The sequence below is a fragment of the Microbulbifer agarilyticus genome, assembly GCF_019800665.1.
In the GTDB taxonomy this organism is placed as follows: domain Bacteria; phylum Pseudomonadota; class Gammaproteobacteria; order Pseudomonadales; family Cellvibrionaceae; genus Microbulbifer; species Microbulbifer agarilyticus_C.
Window position 1 is genome coordinate 198,268 of sequence record NZ_JAHVKO010000005.1, and the last position, 23,830, is coordinate 222,097.

The 23,830-nt window shown below is 57.3% G+C and carries 22 protein-coding genes and 1 other RNA gene; 9 read left to right on the forward strand and 14 right to left on the reverse strand.

From position 1 onward, the window contains the following. Positions 1-28: 28 nt before the first annotated feature. The 10 genes from murG to mraZ form a co-directional block, all read right to left on the reverse strand. Complete coding sequence (gene murG / locus KUV22_RS13550; protein WP_222231965.1) at positions 29-1,126, reverse strand: undecaprenyldiphospho-muramoylpentapeptide beta-N-acetylglucosaminyltransferase; 1,098 nt, start codon at positions 1,124-1,126, stop codon at positions 29-31. Further along, positions 1,126-2,352 (reverse strand): putative lipid II flippase FtsW, encoded by a 1,227-nt coding sequence (ftsW, locus tag KUV22_RS13555; RefSeq protein WP_222231967.1) that lies wholly within the window; start codon positions 2,350-2,352, stop codon positions 1,126-1,128. Before ftsW ends, murG begins: the two co-directional genes overlap by 1 nt. After that, entirely contained in the window at positions 2,349-3,749 is a 1,401-nt protein-coding gene (murD, locus tag KUV22_RS13560) for a UDP-N-acetylmuramoyl-L-alanine--D-glutamate ligase (RefSeq protein ID WP_222231969.1), read from the reverse strand. Before murD ends, ftsW begins: the two co-directional genes overlap by 4 nt. Before the next feature lie 36 nt (positions 3,750-3,785). Beyond that, entirely contained in the window at positions 3,786-4,871 is a 1,086-nt protein-coding gene (mraY, locus tag KUV22_RS13565; protein ID WP_222231971.1) for a phospho-N-acetylmuramoyl-pentapeptide-transferase, read from the reverse strand. 12 nt (positions 4,872-4,883) lie between these two features. Then, entirely contained in the window at positions 4,884-6,254 is a 1,371-nt protein-coding gene (locus KUV22_RS13570) for a UDP-N-acetylmuramoyl-tripeptide--D-alanyl-D-alanine ligase (protein ID WP_222231973.1), read from the reverse strand. Beyond that, entirely contained in the window at positions 6,251-7,786 is a 1,536-nt protein-coding gene (locus KUV22_RS13575; protein WP_222231975.1) for a UDP-N-acetylmuramoyl-L-alanyl-D-glutamate--2,6-diaminopimelate ligase, read from the reverse strand. The genes KUV22_RS13570 and KUV22_RS13575 overlap by 4 nt, the downstream gene beginning before the upstream one ends. Then, complete coding sequence (locus KUV22_RS13580; RefSeq protein WP_222231977.1) at positions 7,783-9,552, reverse strand: peptidoglycan D,D-transpeptidase FtsI family protein; 1,770 nt, start codon at positions 9,550-9,552, stop codon at positions 7,783-7,785. The genes KUV22_RS13575 and KUV22_RS13580 overlap by 4 nt, the downstream gene beginning before the upstream one ends. 88 nt (positions 9,553-9,640) lie before the next feature. Further along, positions 9,641-9,913 carry a cell division protein FtsL gene (gene ftsL / locus KUV22_RS13585; RefSeq protein WP_222231980.1) on the reverse strand — a complete coding sequence of 91 codons (273 nt, stop codon included), beginning with the start codon at positions 9,911-9,913 and terminating at the stop codon, positions 9,641-9,643. Then, positions 9,914-10,852: a 16S rRNA (cytosine(1402)-N(4))-methyltransferase RsmH gene (rsmH, locus tag KUV22_RS13590; RefSeq protein ID WP_222231981.1), complete on the reverse strand. Its 939-nt coding sequence runs from the start codon at positions 10,850-10,852 to the stop codon at positions 9,914-9,916. A 29-nt stretch (positions 10,853-10,881) separates the two neighbouring features. Continuing rightward, positions 10,882-11,325 carry a division/cell wall cluster transcriptional repressor MraZ gene (gene mraZ, locus KUV22_RS13595; RefSeq protein WP_010132529.1) on the reverse strand — a complete coding sequence of 148 codons (444 nt, stop codon included), beginning with the start codon at positions 11,323-11,325 and terminating at the stop codon, positions 10,882-10,884. Positions 11,326-11,945: 620 nt separating this feature from the next. On the opposite strand from mraZ, the gene KUV22_RS13600 reads away from it, so the two are divergent. Beyond that, complete coding sequence (locus KUV22_RS13600; RefSeq protein WP_222231983.1) at positions 11,946-12,623, forward strand: phosphoadenosine phosphosulfate reductase domain-containing protein; 678 nt, start codon at positions 11,946-11,948, stop codon at positions 12,621-12,623. Positions 12,624-12,721: 98 nt separating this feature from the next. Here KUV22_RS13600 and KUV22_RS13605 read toward each other — a convergent pair whose 3' ends face one another. Next, positions 12,722-13,381 (reverse strand): TetR/AcrR family transcriptional regulator, encoded by a 660-nt coding sequence (locus KUV22_RS13605; RefSeq protein WP_222231985.1) that lies wholly within the window; start codon positions 13,379-13,381, stop codon positions 12,722-12,724. Between the two features lie 157 nt (positions 13,382-13,538). On the opposite strand from KUV22_RS13605, the gene KUV22_RS13610 reads away from it, so the two are divergent. Genes KUV22_RS13610 through KUV22_RS13620 form a run of 3 tightly spaced genes read left to right on the forward strand, consistent with a single transcriptional unit; the run spans position 13,539 to position 16,785 of the window. Then, entirely contained in the window at positions 13,539-14,948 is a 1,410-nt protein-coding gene (locus KUV22_RS13610; protein WP_222231987.1) for a flavin-containing monooxygenase, read from the forward strand. Between the two features lie 9 nt (positions 14,949-14,957). Beyond that, positions 14,958-15,770 (forward strand): SDR family NAD(P)-dependent oxidoreductase, encoded by an 813-nt coding sequence (locus KUV22_RS13615; protein WP_222231989.1) that lies wholly within the window; start codon positions 14,958-14,960, stop codon positions 15,768-15,770. A gap of 1 nt (position 15,771) precedes the next feature. Further along, positions 15,772-16,785, forward strand: coding sequence for an NAD-dependent epimerase/dehydratase family protein (locus KUV22_RS13620; protein WP_222231991.1), 1,014 nt, complete (start codon positions 15,772-15,774; stop codon positions 16,783-16,785). 61 nt (positions 16,786-16,846) lie between these two features. Here KUV22_RS13620 and rnpB read toward each other — a convergent pair. Together rnpB and rsmI are read right to left on the reverse strand one after the other, a co-directional pair. Further along, an RNA gene (gene rnpB / locus KUV22_RS13625) (RNase P RNA component class A) lies at positions 16,847-17,225 on the reverse strand. Positions 17,226-17,299: 74 nt separating this feature from the next. Further along, on the reverse strand, positions 17,300-18,142 hold the full coding sequence (gene rsmI / locus KUV22_RS13630) for a 16S rRNA (cytidine(1402)-2'-O)-methyltransferase (RefSeq protein WP_222231993.1): 843 nt from the start codon (positions 18,140-18,142) through the stop codon (positions 17,300-17,302). A 35-nt stretch (positions 18,143-18,177) separates the two neighbouring features. Between rsmI and KUV22_RS13635 the strand changes: the two genes are divergently transcribed. The 4 genes from KUV22_RS13635 to KUV22_RS13650 are packed head-to-tail and all read left to right on the forward strand — an operon-like array spanning position 18,178 to position 21,674. Then, positions 18,178-20,040: a penicillin-binding protein activator gene (locus KUV22_RS13635; RefSeq protein ID WP_222231995.1), complete on the forward strand. Its 1,863-nt coding sequence runs from the start codon at positions 18,178-18,180 to the stop codon at positions 20,038-20,040. 46 nt (positions 20,041-20,086) lie between these two features. Continuing rightward, entirely contained in the window at positions 20,087-20,446 is a 360-nt protein-coding gene (locus tag KUV22_RS13640) for a YraN family protein (RefSeq protein WP_222231997.1), read from the forward strand. A gap of 31 nt (positions 20,447-20,477) precedes the next feature. Then, positions 20,478-21,071 (forward strand): SIS domain-containing protein, encoded by a 594-nt coding sequence (locus tag KUV22_RS13645; protein ID WP_222231999.1) that lies wholly within the window; start codon positions 20,478-20,480, stop codon positions 21,069-21,071. A gap of 3 nt (positions 21,072-21,074) precedes the next feature. After that, a complete protein-coding gene (locus tag KUV22_RS13650) occupies positions 21,075-21,674 on the forward strand; it encodes a BON domain-containing protein (protein ID WP_222232001.1) in 600 nt (199 codons plus the stop codon). 80 nt (positions 21,675-21,754) lie between these two features. Here the strand turns inward: KUV22_RS13650 and KUV22_RS13655 are convergent, their stop codons facing one another. After that, positions 21,755-22,945 (reverse strand): acetyl-CoA C-acyltransferase, encoded by a 1,191-nt coding sequence (locus KUV22_RS13655; protein WP_222232003.1) that lies wholly within the window; start codon positions 22,943-22,945, stop codon positions 21,755-21,757. A 281-nt stretch (positions 22,946-23,226) separates the two neighbouring features. On the opposite strand from KUV22_RS13655, the gene KUV22_RS13660 reads away from it, so the two are divergent. Continuing rightward, positions 23,227-23,823 carry a LemA family protein gene (locus tag KUV22_RS13660; protein ID WP_222232005.1) on the forward strand — a complete coding sequence of 199 codons (597 nt, stop codon included), beginning with the start codon at positions 23,227-23,229 and terminating at the stop codon, positions 23,821-23,823. The last annotated feature ends 7 nt before the right edge of the window (positions 23,824-23,830 follow it).

The following is a 23,830-nucleotide window of genomic DNA, read 5'->3' on the forward strand; positions in this document are numbered from 1 at the left end:
GGCGCTTTTGGGTAAATCTTTGGACATATCAGCACCTCAATTCTTCACTGCACACGGCCAACACTCGGTCGGTCGCATCAGGCCTGGCCACTCGGCGCGCAGCCTCGGCCATGGCCAATAATTTTTCCGGTTGGGCGAACAGGCCTTCCAGTAATTGGGCCAGCTGTGATGCATCAAGATCATCTTGCTGAATCACTTTTGCGGCGCCCGCCTGCTCCAGCCATTCACCGTTCTTTGTTTGGTGATCATCAATCGCAAATGGAAACGGCACCATGATCGCGCCCAATCCCGCAGCGGCAATCTCGGAAACGGTCAAAGCGCCTGAGCGACAAATCACCAGGTCCGCCTGACCGTAAGCGGCCGCCATATCGGCAATAAACGGCACCACGTTGGCGGAAACTCCGGCGCGCTCATAGGCTTCCTTCGCCACATCCAAATGCCGCTGCCCAGCCTGATGCACCACCTGCGGACGTTTATCTTCGGCAATGTTGGCCAGCGCCTTCGGCACGAGCTCATTGATTGCAACCGCCCCCAGGCTACCGCCCAGCACCAACAGGCGTGGGGGCTGTACCGTACCCACTCGCGACGACGGCGCCGGCAGTTGGGATATTTCTACCCTGACTGGATTGCCAACTTCCTCAGCTCTGGGCAGTCCACTGGGAAACGCTTCCAGCACCCGGCGCGCAATTTTTGCCAATAAACGGTTGGTGGTCCCGGCCACGGCATTTTGCTCATGGATAATCAACGGCACTCCGGCAAGTCGCGCTGCAACACCGCCGGGGCCAGTAGCAAAGCCACCAAAACCCAACACGGCATCAGGCTTCACTTCACTAACCACTTTACGCGCCTGCCAAACCGCCTTGCTAATCTGCAAAGGCGCTTTCAGCAACGCAGCCTTACCTTTTCCGCGCACCCCTTCCACCGTAATAAAGTGCAACGGGACCTCTGCCGCCGGAATTAGTTGTGATTCGATACCGCGCATGGTGCCGAGCCACTCGATGGATGCACCCTGGTCCCGCAGCGCATTGGCCACCGCAAGCGCCGGGAAGACATGACCACCGGTACCGCCCGCCATCATCAAAATTTTCTTGCCGGCGAAGCGCTTGGTGACAACTGAGGTATTCATTACGCCGCCTCCCCGGATTTTCTGTCGCCCAGCTGCAGTGGATTGAAAATCGGCAACTGGCTGATTTTTTCAATGCGCCCCTGGTCCTGACCTTCTTCACTGTTCAATTCTTTCTGCGCGCGCAGTGCCAGGGCAAACAGGCCAAAGCACACCACCAGACTGGAGCCACCGGAACTTACAAATGGCAAGGTCAGCCCCTTAGTGGGTAACAGGCCAGAGGCAACGCCCATATTCACAAAGGCCTGCCCTGCCAGCAGCACCGCAATACCGAAGGTAAGCAGAGCGGTAAAGTACGCCTGTTTGGCCAGCGCTTTACGCACCAGTCGCAACAGCGACCAGGTCAGCGCCGCATACAAACCAATAACCAGCAGGCCACCAAACAAGCCCCACTCCTCCGCCAGAATCGCGAATACAAAATCAGTATGCGCCTCCGGCAAATAAAACAATTTCTGCACGCTGTTACCCAGGCCAACGCCAAACCATTCACCTCGGCCAAATGCAATCAGTGACTGAGTCAACTGGTAGCCCGCCGCGTACTGTTCCGCCCACGGATCCCAGAAAGTGGTCAAACGCTGCAAGCGATAGGGGCTGAAAATCGCCATCATCACCAGTCCGCAAGCGGCAACCGCCACCAACATAAAGGTATGCGGCAGGCGCGCTCCGGCAAGAAACACCATCGCCAGAGCGGTGCCCGAGATCACCACTACCGACCCAAAGTCGGGCTCGAGAAGCAGCAGCAGTGCGACAATGCCCAGCACGGAAATCGGCACCATAAAACTGGTCCAGTGACGCAGCTTTTCGTGACGCCGCGTCAGGAAGCTCGCAAAAAACACCAAACAGCAAAATTTGGCAACTTCCGCCGGCTGTACCGTGATTGGCCCGAGGGCAATCCAGCGCATACTGCCATTCACCGTGCGCCCCACTCCGGGGATAAGCACCGCCACCAGCATGGCCACAGCAAAAATCAACAGCGTCCAGGACAGGTTCGACCAGGTGTTGAGCGAGATCCGGCTCAGGATCAACGCGCCCACGACACCCGCGGCCAGAAACACCAAATGGCGCTTGAGGAAATACCACTGGTCGTTGTACAGGTCCGCAGCAAATGCGACCGATGCCGAGGCAACCATCACCACGCCAATACTCGCCAGCGCCGCCACGCAAAAAGGCAGCACCCAGGCATATGGATCTATTTGCTGGTTCGCCGCGTTCAGGGGCAACTTGCTCATTGCAGCGCCTCCCTGTCCGCACCACCACCGGAAACAAGCTCTTCCACCGCACGACGAAAATCTTCGCCGCGCGCTTCGAAATTGCGGTACATATCAAAACTGGCACAGGCTGGAGACAGCAGTACGAAATCGCCAGATTGCGCCATCGCACGCGCTTTCGTCACTGCATCAGCCATATCACTCGCTGCTACCTGCGGCACGCCATCGGCAAACACACTGGCGATCTTCGGACCATCCACGCCGATAGTAACCAAGCCACGCAGCGCGCTTACCGCTTCGCCCAGGGGCGAGAAATCCGCTCCCTTACCGTCGCCACCAGCAATCAATACAATTTTGTGTTCGTCATCCGCGAGTCCGTCCAGCGCGGCACGGGTAGCGCCAACATTGGTACCTTTGGAGTCATTTACGAATACAACACCGTCCATATCACCGACCCGCTCGCAGCGATGGGTCAGACCGGTAAAGTGGCGAAGCACCTGCAACATCGCGGGCATTTCCATACCTACTGCATTGCCCAGCGCCAGTGCTGCCAGCGCATTCGCAATGTTGTGGCTACCCACCATTGCCATTTCGTCGGTACGCAATAATTTTTCGGTACCCTGCGCTAGCCACTGGCCTGCGCCGTCACGAATTATTCCAAACTGGCGCAGATCCGGACGGTCGAGCCCAAAGCTCCACTCCACCCGATCTTTACCCAGCGGGCCGCGAGTCAGCGGGTCAGCGCGATTGATCACTAGCTGCTGGGCATGGCGATACACACGCTGCTTCGCCTGGTGGTAGGCGGCCATACTCGGGTAGCGATCCATATGATCCGCGCTCATATTCAGGATCGTCGCGACATCCGGAGCCAGCGAGTAAGTAGTTTCCAACTGGAAACTGGACAACTCCAACACAAACACGTCCGGCATGTTCGATTCGCACCGTGCCAGCAGATCGAGGACCGGCACACCGATGTTGCCGCCCACTTCGACATTGAACCCGGCCGCAGAGACCATCTCCCCCATAAGGGTGGTCACTGTGCTTTTGCCATTGGAGCCGGTAATCGCAATGACTTTTGGACTTTCCTCAAGACGATTTAACGCGCGCGCGAACAGTTCTATATCGCCAACAACGGGGATACCTTCAGCCATGGCAGCAGCAATCGCCGGTTCTGCGACGCCCACGCCGGGGCTGACGATAATTTCACTGGCGGCGAGCAAGGTATCCGGATTGAGCGGACCACATTCGACGGCCACATCCGGATACTCGGCGCAAAACTGTTCCAGCGTCGGCGGTGCCTCGCGGCTATCAACAACAACAGGAGAAATTCCCTGGCGCAGCAGAAAACGCACCACCGATTGCCCGGTAGCACCCAATCCGATCACCACTTTTTTCTCTGAGGTTGCGATAAGGTTCATTGTCGATTTATGTTTCTAGTTATCCCTGGTTCCTGATCAACGCAGCTTGAGCGTGGCCAGACCGGCCAGCACCAAGACCACCGTAATAATCCAAAAACGCACAATCACGCGGGGCTCCGGCCAACCTTTCAATTCAAAATGGTGGTGCAGCGGGGCCATACGAAAAATTCGCTTACCGGTAAGCTTGAACGATGCGACCTGCAGAATGACCGACACCGTTTCCATCACAAACACGCCACCCATGATGAACAGCACAATCTCGTGACGGGTAATCACCGCGATGATGCCAAGCGCGGCCCCCAGGGCCAATGCGCCCACATCGCCCATAAATACTTGTGCGGGATAGGTGTTAAACCATAAAAAGCCCAACCCGGCCCCACCCAGCGCGGCACAAAACACCGCCAGTTCACCAGCGCCAGCGATATAGGGAATATGCAGATAGTTGGCAAATTCCACATGGCCGACCAGGTAAGCAATCAGCCCCAGTGCACCACCCACCATGACCGACGGCATAATCGCCAGGCCATCAAGCCCATCGGTAAGATTGACCGCGTTACTGGAGCCCACCACCACGAAATAGGTGAGCAGGATAAACATCACCGGCCCCAGGTTAATCGCAACATCTTTGAAAAACGGCACAAACAATTGCGTTTCCGCAGGTGTCGTCGCGCTCATGTATAGGTAAATGGCAGCACCCAGGCCTGCCACCGACTGCCAGAAGTACTTCCAGCGCGCGATCAGACCGCGTGAATTCTTTTCGACGACTTTCTTGTAGTCGTCCACAAACCCAACCGCGCCAAACACAAAGGTCACCAGCAGAGTTACCCACACAAGTCGGTTGCTCAGATCGGACCACAGCAAAGCGCCAGAAAAAATTGCCGCAAGGATCAAAGTACCGCCCATGGTCGGGGTGCCCGACTTGCTCAGGTGCGACTGAGGGCCGTCATCGCGCACCGCCTGCCCCACCTGTAGACGGTCCAGCCACGAAATCATCCGCGGGCCTACCAACAGCGAAATCCCCAGTGCTGTCAGCGCACCGAGAATGGCGCGTACGGTAAGGTAGTTAAAGACCGTAAAACCCTTAACGTACTGTTGTAAATATTCAGCCAGCCATAGCAGCATGGTGTTAACCTTTTATTGATTTCCGTCAGTCAGCGCCTGCACGATCAGTTCCATGCGCGCACTGCGGGAACCTTTCACCAGCACAGTGGTGTTTTCATCCAGCTCCGGCGCGAGCACCTTAATCAGGGATTCGCGCTCGGAGAAATTACGTTGTTCATGTTGATGGCCCGCGGCAAACGCCACGCTGGCCGCCCCGCTCAAACTGCCCAGAGTAAACAACTGATCGATTCCGCGCTCGCGGGCGAGCAATCCCATATCGCGATGGGCGCTATCCGCCTCCGGACCCAGTTCCGCCATATCCCCCAGCACCAGGATCTTTTTGCCGTCGCGCTGGGCGAGCATTTCAATTGCGGCACTCACCGACCCCGGGTTGGCGTTGTAACTATCGTCAATCACGGTGGCGCCATTACGCCCGCTGAGCGATTGCATACGCCCGGCAACGCCGCTGGAAACACCGAGTCCGGTTGCGATTTCGGCTACCGGAATTCCCGCAGCGTGGGCGATACCCGACGCAACCAGTGCGTTATGTACGTTGTGCTCCCCCAGCACCTGTAGCTGTACCGGATGGGAAACACCCTCAACGACGAGATCAAACTTCGGGCAACCGCGAGAATCCAATTCGATATTGTCCGGGTGCACCGCCCACTGGTGGCCAAATCCCACTTCCAGGGTGCGCACACCTTCTGGCATTTCGCCACGCCAGTAATCCGCATAGTTGTCGTCTGCGTTGATCACTGCCGCACCACCGGGTTCGAGGCTGGTGTAGATCTGCCCTTTGGCAGTTGCAATACCATCCACCGAACCAAAGCCTTCTACATGCGCAGGCATCACATTGTTTACTGCGGTGATTTTGGGGTTAGCAATGCTGCACAAATAGCCGATCTCATTCGGCCCGCTCGCCCCCATCTCCACAATCAGCACGTCATTTTCGGGCGCGAGAGAAAACAGGGTCATCGGCACGCCAAAATGATTATTCAGGTTTCCCTGTGTCACACACACGTTATGGCGCTGTCCAAAAATACCCGCGAGCATTTCTTTCACCGTGGTCTTGCCGCAAGAACCGGTGATACCGATGACGGGCCCACTGAATTGCTCGCGACACAGGCGGCCAATCTGCCCCAGGGCGACATTCGTATCTTTTACCAGCCACTGCGGCAGCAAAGAATTCTCCAGTCGTTTCTCGGACACGATTCCGAGTACCTTGCCATCCACGTCGGCCAGAAAGTCGTGGGCATCAAAGGTCTCTCCCCGCAGGGCGACAAATAGGGCACCCGCGTCGAGCTTGCGGGTATCGGTACACACCGCGTCAAATTGCACCGAGCCGTTAACCAACTCACCGCCAAATCGCTGCTGCAACTGTTCGAGGGTAAGTGGTGCAATCATGATTCACTCCCTGCAGTCTGGCCGGCAGCTCTCTCAAGCAGCGCACTGGCGGCCTGTTCGCGATCGCAGAAATGCAATTTTTGGTCGCCGACCAGCTGGTAGTCTTCGTGCCCTTTCCCCGCAATCAATACGGTATCGCCAGGGCCAGCATTGGCGACTGCAAAAGCAATCGCTTCGGCACGATCCGCCTTCACCACACATTTCTGGTCGTCTACGCCCTGCAAAATATCGTCGATAATTTTTTGCGGATCTTCGCCGCGCGGGTTGTCACTCGTCACCACAGGACAATCGGACAGCTCGACCGCGATGCGACCCATCGGTGCGCGCTTGCCCGTGTCACGATCACCGCCGCAACCAAACACACACCATAATTTGCCGCGACAATAGGGCCGCGCGGCCTCCAGCGCTGCACGCAGTGCATCCGGTGTATGGGCATAGTCCACCAGGACACTGATGTCCTCGCTTTCTCCCGAGACAACGCGCTCCATGCGACCAGGTACCGGGCGAATAGTTTCAAAGGCTGCAAGAATGCCCGTCAGGGGCATACCTGCTGAACCTGCGGCAGCCACAACCGCGAGCGCATTGTGAATATTGAAGTCCCCAATGAGTGGTGCCTTCAATTCCCCTTCACCCCAGGGCGTAATAAGACGCACCGAGAAGCCGCTATCCAGACGCTTCAGATCACGAATTTGCAAGTCACCGGACTGTAAGCCGTAGGTAGTTACTCTCAAACCACGCAATTTGCAGCGCTCAACCATTTGCGCACCAAACGGGTCATCAATATTGATCACCCCGCGCTTCAGCTTGGGCAAGCCAAACAGCTTTTCTTTGGCCGCACCGTAGGCCGCCATGTTGCCGTGATAATCGAGGTGATCCCGGGTGAGATTGGTAAATACCGCGGTATCAAATTCCAATCCGTGCACCCGCCCTTGCGCTAGGGAGTGGGAAGAAACTTCCATGGCACCAGCGCGTGCGCCCTGCGCATAAAATTCTGCGTAATCTTTTTGCAGCCGCACCGGATCGGGAGTGGTCAGGCCCGTATCTTCCAGATGGACTTCGCCATCTTTCCACACACCGTTACCAATCGTGCCCATCACTGCAGCGCTGCCAAAATGGGCTGCAAGTAGTTGTGCGGTCAAATACGCACAAGTGGACTTTCCGTTGGTACCGGTAATACCCACCAGATACATTTCTGCACTTGGGTTGCCATAAAAACGCGCGGCAATCTCACCCACGCGCGCGGCCAGGCCGGGCACGGTAATGACCTGCACACCATTACGCTCGACGCTATCGAGCGTCTCACCATCGGCAAGCACCGCGGCAGCGCCGTTAGCGATAGCGCTGTCTATATATTCACGGCCATCCACCACGGTGCCGCGAAGCGCCATAAACACGTCGCCAGACTTCACTTGTCGGCTATCCAGGGCGACGCCACTCACTGAAATATCTGGAATACCGGCATAGCCGGGCACCAGCGTCGCCAGGGATACTTGGCGTGCATTATCTGTATGCGTTTGGTTGCGCTGGGTCACGATGCTGTACCTCTTTCGTCCAGCTGCTTCGCCAGCTGTTCATCAGCCGGCGGAATATGTTCAGGTGGCACCTGCAGCAAGCGCATGGCACCAGTCATAACTTTGCCAAAAACCGGGGCCGCCACTTCACCACCGTAATATTTGGTATTGGTCGGATCGTCGATCACTACCACCGCGGCGAGGCGCGGATTATCCACGGGCACGAAGCCGGCAAACACAGAGCGATAGCGATTGTCGACATAGCCTTCACGCCCTACCTTGTGCACGGTACCGGTCTTGCCTGCTACACGATAACCGTCCACAGAAGCGTGCTTACCGGTGCCTTCGGGGCCGATTACGGTCTCCAGCATCGCGGCAACTTGGCGCGCCAGCTCGGCATCAACCACACTTTCTGCCGGAGCATTTGTGGCAGCTTTTTTTCCCTGCTCCAAAATCAGCGAAACCGGGCGTTTAAGCCCGGCGTTGGCGACCACACTGTAGGCCTGAGCCAATTGCACCGCGTTCACTGTTAAACCGTAGCCGAACGCAAAGTTTGCTAGCTCAATGGGGTGCCATCGATCCCTGGTTGGCAGTATTCCCGGGGCTTCTCCGGGGAACCCGCTGCCAACTGCTTCGCCCAGCCCCAAGCGGTAAAATAGTCCACGCAAGGTCTCAGGCTCCAAATCCATTGCCACTTTGGTGATTCCCACCTGGCTGGATTTGGTGATGACCTTGGTCAAGTCAATCTCGCCGTAGTTCACCGGGTCCAGCAATGTTTTGCCTGGCAAGCGGATATATCCCGGACTGGTATTGATCCGCGTATTTGGCTGCCAGCGACCGGTCTCCAGTGCCGCCAGCGCGGTCAGTGGCTTAATCGTCGAGCCGGGCTCAAACTGATCGATCAGTGCGCGGTTGCGCATTGCGGCAGCCTTAACCCCGGCACGATTGTTGGGGTTAAAAGAAGGCTGATTCGCCATCGCCAGCACGTCGCCGGATTGGGTGTCGAGGATCACCATGTAACCGGACGCGGCACCGTTTTCTGCAACAGCTTTTTTCAATTCCCGATACGCCAGGTATTGCAGGCGCATATCAATGGTGAGCTGAAGGTCGCGCCCGGGGCGCGCTTCCTGCTGAACCGCCAGATCGCGCACCACACGTCCTTTAAGATCTTTCATCACCTGGCGCTTGCCTGGCTCGCCCGCCAGGGATTGCTCATAAGCGAGCTCAAGACCTTCCTGGCCAAGGTCGTCGATATTAGTAAAGCCCAGCAATTGGGCAGTCACTTCGCCCGCCGGATAAAAGCGCCGGTACTCTTTCTTGCTGTATACCCCGGCCAGATCCAGAGCCAGCACCTTCTGCGCGCCCTCTGGTGTCATATGGCGACGCAGGTACATGAACCCTTTATTGCGATACTTGTTCAGGCGTTCCGCAAGACGGGCCGGCGGTGTGCCAAGCGCCGATGCGAGTAGACGCAACTGGTCAGCACTTGTCTCTGTTAACAGCTGAGGGTTTGCCCAGATGGTGTGCACCGGCGTACTCACCGCCAGCAACTCGCCATTGCGATCCAGAATACTGCCTCGATAGGCGGCTATTTCTTCGGTACGAATGGTGCGCGCGCGCCCCTGATCCTGCAGGAACCGGTAACCCTTATCCTGCTCGGGCAACACTTGCAGCCCAGCAAGATGGATCACCAGGGCCGCGGCAAGCAGGCACAGCAAACCGGCCACCAGCGCGAAGCGCCAGCGGGCAATACCCGGCTGTTGTTGCTGCTTTTTCACGGCACCCATAATGGAGACCTTCCCCTGACCCTGTTTTTCTTTTCTGTTGTTTTGGCTTTACTGCTTTGGCACCGCGCCAAAACACCTTCCCAACTTTCTAATTCTTAGAAACCAATACCCGCTCGGAGGGACCCGGCGCGTGCATATCCAGTTTTTCCTTTGCAACCTGCTCAATCCGGCTGTACGCAGACCAGGCACCGCGCTCCAGCAACAAACGCTCCTGCTCGTAACGCAGCTCATCCCGGTGGCGCTGCGCCTGCTCCAGCTGGGCGGTCAAAACCCGACTCTGATGCGTTGTGTGTACCACCCCCAAGGCGGATGCCATCACCAGCCCCCACAGCACAAACAACCACAACTTCTTCGTCGCCATTTATTGCGCCCGACCCGGCAAGCGTTCCGCCACTCGCATCACGGCACTTCTTGAGCGAACATTCTCACCGACCTCCTGGGCCTCAGCCTTGACCGCTTTACCCACAGAGCGCAGAGTTTTGTTTATCTGGCTGTCCATCACCGGCAATCCACGCGGCAACTGCGGCCCCTTTTCTTGCTCGCGAATAAAACGCTTCACGATGCGGTCTTCCAGTGAGTGGAAGCTAATAATGACCAGACGCCCACCTGGCTTTAACAGCTGTAGCGACTTGTCCAGCGCCTGATAAAGGTCGTCCAACTCACCATTTATATGTATGCGTATTGCCTGGAACACGCGCGTGGCCGGATGCTTACCCTTTTCCCAGGCAGGGTTTGCAGCCTTCACCACCTCTGCCAGATCAAGCGTACGCTCAAATGGCTTTTCGACCCGGCGCTTGGCAATGGCTGCAGCCATACGGCGCGCAAAACGCTCTTCGCCGTACTCTTTAAACACCCGCGCCATTTCAGACTCGGATTCCGTATTGACCCACTCGGCGGCACTCATACCGCGACTGGTATCCATACGCATATCCAGCGGCCCATCCTGCATAAAGCTGAACCCGCGGTCGGCCTGGTCCAATTGTGGTGAAGAGACCCCCAGGTCCAGCAAGATACCGGAGACCTGCCCCACCTTCCCGGCGGCCGCCTGATCCATATCGGCAAAAGAGCCATGCCAGATCGCAAACCGCGATTCCCCAGCAAAACGCTCACCCGCGTACTCGATGGCCTGTGGATCCTTATCCACTGCCAGCAGGCTACCGGCCTCTCCGAGCTGCTCCAGCACCAGTGCACTGTGACCACCACGGCCGAAAGTGCCGTCTATATAAAAGCCGTCGGGGTCCACCACCAGGGCGTCCACAGCCTCGCGTAACAACACACTGCGATGCAGATCCTGGGACACCCCTTTCTCCTGCGTTTGGTTAAATTCGTTTACAGGGAGAGAGAAGCCATCTCTTCGGGCATCTCACCATCCCCTTCGCTGTCGTCGAGCCAATGCATCCAGCGGTCTTCGCTCCACAATTCCAATTTCTTGCCCTGCCCCACCAGCATCAGCTTTTTCTCTAGCCCGGCGTACTCGCGCAGGGTGGGAGGAATCAGTACCCGGCCATTGGCGTCAACCTGCAGCTCACAGGCATAACCAATCAACAACCGCTGGGCGCGACGCGCCACTTTATTGAAACTGGACAGTGCCTCAATCTTAGGAAGGATTTCGCGCCACTGTGCATCAGGATAGACGAGTAAGCAGCGCTCTTCCGTATGCGCCGTCACAACCAGACGACCATCACAATCTTCCAGCAGCGAGTCTCTTACTCGCGCCGGAATCGCCAGACGCCCCTTGGCATCCATATTGATTGCGTGGCTACCCAGATACATGAATCTGCCGCTGCTCAGTTTCCCATTTCAAATGCACAGTTTTTAATCAGAAAAGCGGGGGAATTGCTCTATATGGCTGGCGAATGTGGGCAAACAACCACTCACAACCACCAACACTCCACAATCACCCACAATTTTCCACTTTTCTCCACCTACGACACTATAAATCTGAGCGGAGCAAAGTCAAGGAAATAGAGGGGAGAAAAGTAGAAAGGGCCCAGTAATTTCGCGGGCTACAGGCGAAGTGGTCACATTTTCGGCACATGTAAGGCGGCACAAAAGAGCTGCAAAGCAAGCACTTACTTTGCCAACCTAATAAACCACTTTAACTTCGCGCCAAAGTGCCATGACAGGCATAAAAAATCGTAGATGTGAGCGGGCACTTACAGCGTTCAAAGCAACTGGAGCAGTCTCGAGAGGATTTTTGCGCCGAAAGATGCTTTTTCCGCCATTCCTGAACTTACCCACACGACCAGAGACCCGCAGGTCGAGCCGGTGACGCAAGCCCCAACCAGACAAATAGAACCTAGAGGCATATAAAAATCAGCTTTTATTATTTTTAATACCGAATGAGTCGCTGTAGCTTTGCCATATCCAACTTTAAGCAGGAATTTTTCAGCATGGGCCTTTCAGCAGGACTGAGCACGCAAAGCGCCGTTGCCCGCACCTTCCATCACGGTGCCGACCTGGACGCACTCAACCAGCGCTTCAAAGACAGCAAGCCCAGTGAAATCATGGAATTCACCATCGCCGAGGCGCAAAACCCGGTGGTGTTCACCAACTTTCGCCCCCTGGCAATTGCATTCCTACACCTGGTAACCCGGGCAAAGCCGGACATCCCCGTTATCTGGGTGGATCACGGCTATAACACGCCGGAAACCTATCGCCATATCGAGAAGGTCATCAAACTTCTGGACCTGAACCTGTACACCTATTCGCCAAAGATGTCCGCGGCGCATTACAACGCGGTGTACGGTGGGATTCCGCCACTGGACACCCCGGAGCACGACTTCTTCTCCCGCACGGTAAAGCTGGAACCGTTTAACCGCGCCATGGAAGAGCTCAAGCCGGACGTGTGGCTGAATGGCATCCGCCACGATCAGAATGCGCACCGCAAGGGCCTGGATGTGTTTACCAAGGGCAACCATGGCACCATTCGCGTAGCCCCCATGTTCCACCTCAAGGAAATTGATGTGGAAGAGTACGTGTACGAGAACGAGCTGCCGGATAATGATGTGTACTTTGACCCTACCAAGGGTGAAGAGCATCGGGAGTGCGGATTGTTACTGCAGAAGTAAGTAGTCACTGGCCACTGTAAGTAACTACCGGGAGGAGGGTTCCCCACCCTCCCTCTAAAACAAGATTCACTAATTCCTGATACTCAAATCCCTGCTACTCAGGAAGACATAAACCTCTCCAAAGCGCCGCGGGAAATCAGCAATTTTACATTGGCGATGATGGATGCGCGCTCCGCAGGCAGGCTCAACGCCAGCTGCACAGCAGAGCTGGCAAGGTGCATACACACAAATAAAAACTCGTGCAGCGCCGGCCAGTTTTTCTCAGGAAACAAGTCGCGACAGAAAGCAAACACCTGCTCGGCATTAAAGCGACTATCCTCGATATCCAGATCCTGCAGCGACTTATCCGCGGCGGCACTCACTAGAAGGTCGCGAAATACCGGTTCACATTCATAGAAGGTAAAAAACTGGTCGAGCAGCTGGTGCAATCTGGACACACAATCGTCGAGGTCGCGTACTGGCTCAGCCACGGTGCTGCCAAGCGTCCCGCGAAACTCCTCCATATATTGGCGTGTCAGCGCCTCGATAATCGCCGTTTTATTGGGGAAATACTGATACATTGAGCCAGCTGTTACCCCGGCGCGCGCGGCAATATCCTGAACTTTCAGCCCGGCACTTCCCCGCTCGACAATCAATTCCTTGCACGCCTGCAAAATGGCATCAACCCGCGCACGGCTGCGGCTCTGGCGGGGTGCACGCACCTCGTTACGGCTAACTAGCTGCCCCTCCGGACCGGGCTTTTCGACACGCTTTGGCATATGGACTCTCACTGCTCGACACCGCGTATCATACCGGATAAAAACCTTAAAGTTATTCAGGTTTATTGACAGGCCCGCAGGGGAGCCATTACCTTTGAGCAAAACCTGAAACTGTTTAAGGTTTTGAGAAGGCCACACGCGACAACAAGGAATAACAATGGCTGATCAGCAAATGCAACCCGACGAGCCTGCCAACGACGCACCTGCCCACAAGGTAGCGATCATCGGCGCAGGTCCCGCGGGACTTGCCACCGCGCGCGCGCTGCGCGCCATGGATATCCCGTTCACAAGCTTCGAAAAACACTCCGACGTGGGTGGTATCTGGGATATCGAGAACCCCGGAAGTCCCATGTACGAATCAGCCCACTTTATCTCTTCGAAGACCATGTCCGGTCACTACGGCTTTCCCATGCCGGAGAGCTACCCGGATTACCCCTCCAACCGGCAGTTGCTGACGTACATCCGCGCATTTACCGAAACCTACGACTTGCGGGCCGATATTCGCTTTAACACCCTTGTGGGCAATGTGGAGCGCACCGCAAATGGCTGGTACCTGCGCACGCGCAGCGAGAATGACACCACCGAGGAACACAATTTCCGCTGGTTAGTCTGCGCCAGCGGCACCAACTGGCTACCCAACCGGCCAACGCTTGTCGGAGAAGACGAATTTGAAGGTGAGGTACTGCATTCAGTGAACTATCGCGACGCCTCCATGCTGAGGGATCGCAAGGTTCTCGTTGTAGGTGCGGGTAACTCCGGGGTGGATATCGCCTGCGACGCCGCTGCGAACGCGGAGTCGGCCTACATCAGCCTGCGCCGCGGTTACCACTTCGTACCCAAACACATTTTCGGCATGCCGGCTGATGTGTTTGGAGCTCGCTCCAATTGGTTACCGGCCTGGGTACAACAAAAGACATTTGGACCACTACTACGCCTGTTAAATGGCGACCTTCGCCGTCTCGGCCTGCCGCAACCAGATCACGCGGTATTGTCCAGCCATCCGATTCTTAACAGTCAATTACTGCACTATCTGCAGCATGGAGACATTGCCGCGAAAGGCGCGATTGATTACTTGCGGGGCAAGCAGGTGTTCTTCAAAGACGGCAGCAGCATCGAGGTGGATACCATCATTCTCGCGACGGGTTATCACTGGCAGCTGCCTTATTTGCCCGCGAATACATTTGCCTGGGAACACGAGCGACCACAAACGTTTTTGAAAATCTTTAACCGCAATGACCCAAGTATTTTCATCAATGGCTACGTGGAGACGAACGGCGGCGCCTACAAAATGTTTGACGATATGGCATACCTGATCGCCAACACGATTGATACACAACGCAAAGGTGGCAATGCGGCAGAAAGGCTCGCGCAGTTTATTCAGGGCCCGGAACCAGATCTCAGCGGCGGCGTCCGCTACGTCGAATCTAACCGTCACAGTGGCTATGCCAACCAGCAAGCCTACGGCAAAGCAATGCGCAAAATGCGTCGCGCCATGGGCTGGCCCGACCTGAGTGAAGACTTTTATGCAGGTCACCCGACTTCGGCACAAGTCCAAAGCGCAATCTAGGAGGCGTCCATGCAACAGGTATTAATTACCGGCGCTGCCGGCGGTATCGGGCGAGCTGCGGCAAAAAAATTCAGCGCCCAGGGGAATAGCTTGTGGTTGGTAGATCGCGACGGTAGCGCACTGGAAGAACTCAGTCGGGAGCTGCCGCAATGCCGAGCGTCCATCGTGGACTTAGCAGACCGCGTCCAACTCTCGAATTTGTTGAGCGAAATAGAAAACTATTCCGGAGAGCTTGCCGTAGGCCTCGTCAATGCCGGTATTGCATCCACCTTATTTGTGGCAGACAGCGATCCCGCAGATCTCGACCTGCAATTGGAAGTAAACCTGCGCAGTGCCATTCAAATCAATCGCGCGCTGGCCAAAAAAATGCTGACGCAAAAACACGGACACATTATTAACACTATCTCTGCCGCGGCGCTGGTGCCGCTGCCCGGGTCGGCAACCTATTCAGCCACCAAATTCGGCCTGCGCGGTTTTACCAATGCCCTGCATGCCGAGCTGCACGGTAGTGGGGTTTATGTGTCCGGTATCTACCCGAGCGCTGTAGACACTCCCATGTTGCGCTGGGAAGTACGTAACGGCGGTAGCCCACTCAATTTTGTAAGCACGCCCAAGAGTGCGGATTACATTGCCGAGCTGATATTGAAAGCACTGCGCACCCGCAAATTGGAATACTACAGCTCGCGTTCCGATAGCTGGATGGGCAAACTGATCGGCTGCGTGCCTGGGTTGCTGGTTCGCATTTACCCCTTCTTCGCCCGTCTGGGCCAGCGCGGCATGCAACGCTATCGTCGCCAAGTGGAATTGCAGGGGGAGCACTGATATGCAAAAAACATGTCTGGTTACCGGCGCCACCGGATTCCTGGGGCTAAACCTGGTGCATGAGCTGGTCGAGCAAGGCTGGCAGGTCCGCGCCAGTGGTATGCACGGTTCCAACGATAAATACCTGCGTGCACTCCCCGTAGAGATTGTACTTGCCGACATTACCAAACGGGAGGAAGTACTGCCTCTAGCAAAGGGCTGCGATACCGTATTTCACGTTGCCGGCGACACTTCCTACTGGAAGCGCCTCTACCCTCGCCAGCGCGCTATCAACGTGGATGGCACCCTCAATGTCGCGCGCGCGTGTCTGGAACACGGTGTCCGGCGGATGGTGCACACCAGTACACTGGATGTGTTGGGTGCATGCCCGAACGGCGGCACGGTCAACGAGGAAACTGGCCAGTTTAACTTCACCAATATGGGCTACCACTACGGGGAAACCAAATTGGAAGCCCAACAGCGGCTGGAAAACATTCGGCAGCAACAAGGCCTGGATGTGGTGTATATCTACCCCGGGTTTATGATCGGCCCATTCGATCACACCCTGCAAATAGGAACCGTATTTTTCGAATTACTCAAAGGATCACTGCCGGGGTTTATTCCCGGGGGCGGCTCCTTTTGTCATGTGCGGGAGGTGGCGAAAGCGCATATTGCTGCCGCCGAGAGAGCGCGCAGTGGCGAGGACTTCCTGTGCGCAGGATTACCGCACAGCAACATGCCCCACAAACAGATCTGGCAACTTATCGCTCAGGAAATCCAAGCCAAACCACCGCGTTTTACCCTGCCGCGCTGGGCATTCCTTGCCTACGCCTATGCCTGTGAATGGCTTTCGGAGATAACTAACAAACCACCACAAATCAACCCCGGGCAGGCGCGCTATATGATGGCTCGGCAGCATACCGACAGCAGCAAAGCAGTCGCTCGCTTGGATTACAAGGTACCGACGGTGGAAGAGTGTATTGCCGAGGCCGCCGACTGGTACCGGCAGGAAGGAATGCTGGTGGCAAGAAAATAGTAGCTCTAGCTCGCCACACCAGACCGAAAAAGGATGCAGCCTGGTGTGGCGGGAGAGGAAATTGGTGAGTCAGCCGATAAGCCGGGTTCTGTCGCGGACAATCATTCATCTGGGATGCCTGTCACCAGACACCTCAAGCGACCTACCCGCCCCCAGTGCGGGTCACACCTGCTAGCACAAGGCTAAAGGGGGCCTATTTGGTCTTGCTCCGAACGGGGTTTACCGTGCCGCGGACTGTTACCAGCCGCGCGGTGCGCTCTTACCGCACCCTTTCACCCTTACCTGTGCCTGCGAACAGGCCATCGGCGGTCTACTCTCTGCTGCACTTTCCGTAGGCTCGCGCCCCCCAGGCGTTACCTGGCGTCCCACCCTATGGAGCCCGGACTTTCCTCCATCCAACCACCCGAAGGCAATCGAACAGCGATTGTCTGGCTGACTCGGGCGCGAAGGTTAATGACCGGGGGTGCGGGATGCAAGACAATTTCATCGGCTCGCGCCGATAACACGAAATTCGCTATTTCTGCGCCAGCGACCAGTTGTACAGCACCTTTTTGTTCACCCCGGTGATCTCCGCCGCCAGCGCGGCAGCGCGCTTGGGCGGCAACTCGGCCAGCAGCAGCTTCATCACCCGCTCTGACTCTGCGTCCAACTTCGCGGCTTTTGACTCCGCAGCGCCGCGCACCAGCAGGACTATCTCGCCGCGCTGCTGGTTGCTGTCTGCGCGCACCCACTCCACCAGCTCCGCAAGCGGCATCAGCTGGATGGTCTCAAAGGCCTTGGTTAGCTCGCGCGCGATCACCGCCTCGCGCTCACCGCCAAAGCTTTCCGCCATGGCTTCAAGGGTGTCCAGCACCCGGTGGGGCGCCTCATAGAACATCATGGTGCGCGTTTCCCCGGCCAAGGCATCCAGAGCCTTGGCCCGCGCCTGCGACTTGGCGGGTAAAAAGCCCTCGAATGAGAAGCGGTCGCTGGGCAACCCGGCAGCGGACAGAGCGGCCACAAAGGCACAGGGCCCGGGAATGGGCACTACCTGGAAGCCCCGTTCACGGGCATCGCGCACCAGCCGGTAGCCCGGATCGGAGATCAGCGGGGTGCCCGCATCGGAAATAAGTGCCACAGTCTGCCCTTGCGCCAGACGCTCGAGAATCTTGTTGGTGCGCTGATCGTCCGAGTGGTCATGGTACGCAACCAGGGGTGTATCGATGGAAAAGTGGGAAAAAAGTCTCTGACTGTGACGGGTGTCCTCTGCCGCCACCAAATCAGCGGATTGTAGAACTTCAACGGCTCGCGGTACCATATCAGCCAAATTGCCAATGGGCGTCGCGACGATATATAGCACCGCTGTATCAAGCCCCATAGTTCACTCCAGAATAAGTTTTGTGGGAGAAGAATATGTCCGCCCTTTCCCGGCGTATCCCCTTCATTTTGAATAGCCTGGCTGCAGGCACTCTGGCTCTGGCCCTGACCGGTTGCCAGACACCCAGTACCCAGCCCGGCACCCCGGTTGCTGCCGCGCCCAGCGATGCGGAAACCGCCAACCGCCAGAGCGCCATTCGCCTGTTGAGCGAGGCGCGCCAGCTGCCTTCGCCACAAAAGGATCAGGCGCAGCTGCAGGCGGCCGCCATTCTATACGGATTGGGCGATAACGCGACGGTTCTGCAGACCGCCAGCAGTATTGACCCGGAACAGCTGACCAATTCGGAATACGCCCAGTACGCGCAAGTCTACGGTAGCGCGCTGGCGGCGGACGACGAGTTTTTCACCGCCCTGGACCTAGTAAGCGCACCCCGCTTGGAACAGTCCTGGTTTGAGATCCCGGCCACCACCGCCCTGCCGCTGCGCAACCTGCGCGCGGACCTGTGGGGCCTGATGGGCGATATCGATAGCGGTATTCAGGAGCGGCAGCGTATCGCCGGCCTGCCTCTGGATGACCAGGCAACCTTTACCAACAACGATGGCCTGTGGCAGCTGCTGACCCAGTTGCCCTCCGCCGAGCTGCGCCTGCGCGCCGATGAGAGCCTGTCGCCGCAGATGCGCGCCTGGTACCAGTTGGCGTTGATCGGCCGCGATACCCAGGCCGATATCAGTACCCAGCTGAGCGAGCTGAGCCGCTGGCGCCAGCAGTGGCCGACCCACCCCGCGGTCAGCCATCCGCCGCAGGCCCTGCAGCTGCTGGAGCAACTGGCCACACAACCGGCGCAAAATGTCGCCCTGTTGCTGCCGCTGTCCGGCCCACTTGGCTCCGCCGGCCGCGCAATTCGCGATGGCTTTATGGCGGCCTACTACAGCGCGCTGGACGCCGGTGCGCCCACGCCGCAGGTCCAGGTGTATGACACCGGTACCGAGCAGCCGTTTGAAGAGATTTACCAGATGGCCGTCAACGGTGGCGCCCAGGCAATTGTCGGCCCGCTCGACAAAAGCAAGGTCGCCAACCTGCTCGCTACCGAGAAGCTGCCAGTGGCAACCCTCGCCCTGAACTACGGCGATGAGGGCCGCCTGACCGACGATCTGGTGCAATTTGGCCTCGCCATCGAAGACGAAGCCCGCCAGGTAGCCCAGCAAGCGTTCCTCCAGGGCCACCGTCAGGCCATGATCCTGGCCCCCGAGTCTGGCTGGGGCCAGCGTGGACTGACCGCATTCACCGAAGAGTGGAACCGCCTGGGCGGTACCGTGAGCGTCAGCCGCAACTACCGGGATAACTCCAACTTCTCGCAGCTGGTGAGCGACTCCCTGCTGATTTCTGAGAGTAAAGAACGGGAGCGCGCCCTGCGCAGCACCCTGTCGACCCCGCTCAAGTTCACCCCGCGCCGTCGCGGCGATATCGACATGCTGTTTGTACTGGCACAGCCACAGCAGGCTCGCCAGATCAAACCGATGCTGTCGTTCTTCTACGCGGGCGAACTGCCGGTTTACTCCACCTCGCAGATCTTTGCCGGCAATATCGACCGCCAGCGCGACAGGGACCTCAACGGTGTGCGCTTTACCGCACTGCCGTGGCTGTTTGAGGACAATAACGAAACCAAGCAGAACATCGTCAAACAGGCGGCACCGGCCCCAGCCTTTGCCCGTTTGTATGCGCTCGGCGCCGATGCCTTCCGCCTGTACCCACGCCTGCCGATTCTTCGCCAGTTCCCGGACCAGCAGGTATACGGACTGACTGGCGCGCTCAGCCTGAGTGCAGACGGCCGCATTGTGCGCGAACAGATCTGGGCGCGGATCAACAAGGGAGCCCCGGTACCCATTACGCAGAACTGAGGGATAGCGGGCGCTCACTGACACACATCCATCGAAAAGGAATTTCATGGACACCACCAGTATCGGCAACCAGATGGAAGCGCAGGCCGAGCGGCACCTGATTGCCGCGGGCCTGCGTATCGTGGAGCGCAACTTTCGCGGGCGCTTCGGCGAAATTGATATAATCGCGCACGATGGAAATACCCTGGTGTTTGTTGAGGTGCGCTACCGGCGCAACCGGACTTTTGGTGGCGCCGGGCTTTCCATTGACTATCGAAAACAGCGAAAATTACTCGCCACGGCCAACGGCTACCTGCAATTACGCAGATTGGATTGCCCCTGTCGTTTCGACGTTGTGACGATCGAGCGCGGAAACGGTGATGGACCACTCAACATTGATTGGATACAAAATGCCTTCGGGCAATAAATAGGCTCACTCACAGGAATACACAGAGTACATGGAACAGAGAGTGGTAACCCTGTTTCACCGCAGCATTGAAGCCACCATGAATGCCGGTGAACTTTTGGCACCCTACATTGCCGAAGCCAGCGAAATGATCGTGCACACCCTGCTGGCCGAGAATAAGCTCCTGATCTGTGGCAACGGACTCAGTGGCGCGCTTGCGCAAAGCTTTTCCGCTCAGCTGATGGGCGGCTTCGAGCGCGAGCGACCGGGCCTGCCGGCCATTGCCCTGAATGGCGATGCGGTAACCACCGGCACCGTTGCCCGCAACCATGGCCGGGCCGAATCCTACGCGCGTCAGATTCGTGCACTGGGCCAGCCCGGTGATTTGCTGGTGATCATCAGTACCGACGGCCAGGACTCAAATCTGGTGCAAGCCATCCGCGCCGCGCACGATCGCGATATGGGCGTACTGGCACTAACCGGTGGAGAAGCGGATGGAGACTGCACCGCACTTCTGGACGTACACGATATTGAATTGCGCGTACCTTCCGCGGTTGCTTCAGAAGTACACCAGGTTCAATTATTAATACTTTTCTGTCTGTGCGATCTCATCGACAGCAGTCTGTTTGGCGGATTCGAGGAATAATCCATGCGATCGAGCGCGAAAAAAACATTTTCCGCAACTCTGAAAACTCTTATTGGGGGTGGCTTGCTGGCGCTGTTGGGCGGCTGTGCAACCGTGCTGGACGCCACCCACGACGGCCCAATTCAGCCAGATCCGGGCGAGCGCAGCTTTGGCACCTACATCGATGACCAGCAATTGGAAACCATCACCAAGGTCAACCTGCGCAAGGCGCACCCGGAACTGAAGGAATCCAATATCGACGTCACCAGCTTTAATGGCGTGGTACTGCTGACCGGACAGGTTTCCAGCAATGACCTGCGCAATCTGGCCGGGCAAACGGCACAGCAGGTGCACTCTGTGCGCCAGGTATACAACGAGATTCAGGTGCGCGGCACCACATCGGTGCTGGCGCGCACCAGCGACACCTGGCTTACCACCAAGGTGAAAGGCGCCCTGATGACCGATAAGGAAATCGACAGCGGACGCATCAAGATCGTCACCGAAAACGGCGTGGTTTACCTGATGGGCTTGCTGACCCGTCAGGAGGCGGAAAATGCGGCGGAGAAGACCCGCACCGTGGGCGGTGTACAGAAGGTGGTAAAAGCGGTGGAATACATCGACTAATCACAGCTTTTACGCATAAAAAAACGGAGGCCAGGGCCTCCGTTTTTTTTATGCTCGAACAATGCTTTGGTGCCGCTTAATCAGGGACGCTCGATCGCAACAGCCGTCGCTTCACCTCCACCGATACACAGGCTGGCAACGCCTTTCTTCAGGTCGCGATTTTCCAGCGCCGCCAACAGGGTAACGATCACCCGGGCACCACTGGCACCAAGCGGGTGACCCAGTGCGCAGGCGCCGCCATTCACGTTTACCTTCGCACGCGGCAAATCCAGGTCCTTCATCGCCGCCATGGTAACTACCGCGAATGCCTCATTGATCTCGAACAGATCAACATCGGTGCTGCTCCAGCCGGTTTTTTCCAGCAGGTTCGCCATGGCGGAGACTGGGGCCGTGGTAAACCACTCCGGCGCATGGGCAAACTGGGTCTGGCCACGCAATACCGCGAGCACCTTGATACCGCGGGCCTTGGCTTCGCTCTCACGCATCAGTACCAACGCTGCGGCACCGTCAGAAATAGAGCTGGCGTTCGCGGCGGTTACGGTACCGTCCTTGCGAAACGCAGGGCGCAGTGCCGGAATCTTGTCTGGACGCGCATTGCCGGGCGCTTCATCCACACTTACTTCCACGTCACCCTTACGACTGCGTACAGTTACCGGGGCGATCTCGCGCTCGAACGCGCCCGACCCAATCGCCGCATTGGCGCGGGCCAGGGATTCGATCGCGAATTCGTCCTGCTCTTCACGGGAGAAACTGTACTTGTCCGCGGTATTTTCTGCGAAATTGCCCATCAACTGGCCATCGGCGGCGTTTTCCAGCCCGTCCACAAACATGTGGTCCAGCACCTGACCATGGCCCAGGCGCATACCGCCGCGCGCCTTGGGCAGCATGTATGGGGCATTACTCATGCTCTCCATACCACCAGCAACAACGACCTTCGCATCACCGGCAAACAGGGCGTCACGCGCCATCATGACGGTCTTCATACCGGAGCCGCAGACCTTGTTCACGGTCGTGGTCGGGGTAGCCTGGGGAATTCCCGCGCCCAGAGACGCCTGGCGTGCCGGTGCCTGACCAACACCCGCGGGCAGTACACACCCCATCAGCACCTCGTCGACATCGGCGGCATCCACACCGGCATCGGCCAGCGCACCGCGAATCGCAACTGCGCCCAGCTCCGGGGCGCTGAGGCCAGAAAGGGCTCCCTGCATGCCACCCATAGGCGTACGGGAGATACCGACGATGACCACGGGGTCCTTAACTTGCTCGCTCATACTGATTTCACTCCGAATCTAGCGGGAATTACCCGGCAAGGCTGACCAATATTGCGGGAAAACGCAATTTGGTGGCGGATTATAACCCACCACCACGGCGCGAGGGCTATCCGCCTTTCGTTGTACGGTCCATGGTAGTATCAAGCTCGGCGCTGGAATAAACCGATGCGGATCAATCTCAATGACCGAATCCACTATTTACCAGCAGATTTCGCGTATTACCCACAGCCTTGTGGCCACATGCGTCGCCAGGTACACACTTACAGGGAAATTCGAGCTCTATGGAAATTTCTACCATCGTATGGCTGGTTGCTACGGCGGCAGTCGTTTTTTACGTCATCAGTATTTACAACAACCTGGTTTCACTGAAAAACCGCTATGAAAACGCCTTCGCCCAGATCGAAGTACAACTGAAGCGTCGCTACGACCTGATCCCCAACCTGGTGGAATCGGCCAAGGCATACCTGAAGCATGAGCGCGAAACCCTGGAAGCGGTCATCTCTGCGCGTAACACCGCGATGGCAGGTCTCAAGGCCGCCTCCAGCAACCCGGGTAACGCCGCCGCGATTGCCGACCTCGGCAACGCCGAAGGGCTACTCAGCAATGCCCTGGGACGGCTCAATGTGGTGATGGAGGCCTATCCGGACCTCAAGGCGAACCAAACCATCCAGCAGGTTATGGAAGAACTGACCAGCACAGAAAACAAAGTTTCCTTCGCACGTCAGGCCTTCAACGACGGTGTTACCGCCTACAACATTTTCCGCCAAAGTTTCCCGCCGGTATTTTTTGCTGGATTTTTCGGCCACCGGGAAAATGGCAAGCTACTGGAGTTCGCGGACTCCGAAGCATTCCAGGCTGCGCCGCGCGTAGAGTTCTGATTTCGGG

Bases quoted from the DNA above. Each gene is read 5' to 3' on its own strand.
- murG (WP_222231965.1), bottom strand. From the start codon at position 1,126: ATGAATACCTCAGTTGTCACCAAGCGCTTCGCCGGCAAGAAAATTTTG.
- ftsW (WP_222231967.1), bottom strand. From the start codon at position 2,352: ATGAGCAAGTTGCCCCTGAACGCGGCGAACCAGCAAATAGATCCATAT.
- murD (WP_222231969.1), bottom strand. From the start codon at position 3,749: ATGAACCTTATCGCAACCTCAGAGAAAAAAGTGGTGATCGGATTGGGT.
- mraY (WP_222231971.1), bottom strand. From the start codon at position 4,871: ATGCTGCTATGGCTGGCTGAATATTTACAACAGTACGTTAAGGGTTTT.
- KUV22_RS13570 (WP_222231973.1), bottom strand. From the start codon at position 6,254: ATGATTGCACCACTTACCCTCGAACAGTTGCAGCAGCGATTTGGCGGT.
- KUV22_RS13580 (WP_222231977.1), bottom strand. From the start codon at position 9,552: ATGGGTGCCGTGAAAAAGCAGCAACAACAGCCGGGTATTGCCCGCTGG.
- ftsL (WP_222231980.1), bottom strand. From the start codon at position 9,913: ATGGCGACGAAGAAGTTGTGGTTGTTTGTGCTGTGGGGGCTGGTGATG.
- mraZ (WP_010132529.1), bottom strand. From the start codon at position 11,325: ATGTATCTGGGTAGCCACGCAATCAATATGGATGCCAAGGGGCGTCTG.
- KUV22_RS13600 (WP_222231983.1), top strand. From the start codon at position 11,946: ATGGGCCTTTCAGCAGGACTGAGCACGCAAAGCGCCGTTGCCCGCACC.
- KUV22_RS13605 (WP_222231985.1), bottom strand. From the start codon at position 13,381: ATGCCAAAGCGTGTCGAAAAGCCCGGTCCGGAGGGGCAGCTAGTTAGC.
- KUV22_RS13610 (WP_222231987.1), top strand. From the start codon at position 13,539: ATGGCTGATCAGCAAATGCAACCCGACGAGCCTGCCAACGACGCACCT.
- KUV22_RS13615 (WP_222231989.1), top strand. From the start codon at position 14,958: ATGCAACAGGTATTAATTACCGGCGCTGCCGGCGGTATCGGGCGAGCT.
- KUV22_RS13620 (WP_222231991.1), top strand. From the start codon at position 15,772: ATGCAAAAAACATGTCTGGTTACCGGCGCCACCGGATTCCTGGGGCTA.
- rsmI (WP_222231993.1), bottom strand. From the start codon at position 18,142: ATGGGGCTTGATACAGCGGTGCTATATATCGTCGCGACGCCCATTGGC.
- KUV22_RS13635 (WP_222231995.1), top strand. From the start codon at position 18,178: ATGTCCGCCCTTTCCCGGCGTATCCCCTTCATTTTGAATAGCCTGGCT.
- KUV22_RS13640 (WP_222231997.1), top strand. From the start codon at position 20,087: ATGGACACCACCAGTATCGGCAACCAGATGGAAGCGCAGGCCGAGCGG.
- KUV22_RS13645 (WP_222231999.1), top strand. From the start codon at position 20,478: ATGGAACAGAGAGTGGTAACCCTGTTTCACCGCAGCATTGAAGCCACC.
- KUV22_RS13650 (WP_222232001.1), top strand. From the start codon at position 21,075: ATGCGATCGAGCGCGAAAAAAACATTTTCCGCAACTCTGAAAACTCTT.
- KUV22_RS13655 (WP_222232003.1), bottom strand. From the start codon at position 22,945: ATGAGCGAGCAAGTTAAGGACCCCGTGGTCATCGTCGGTATCTCCCGT.
- KUV22_RS13660 (WP_222232005.1), top strand. From the start codon at position 23,227: ATGGAAATTTCTACCATCGTATGGCTGGTTGCTACGGCGGCAGTCGTT.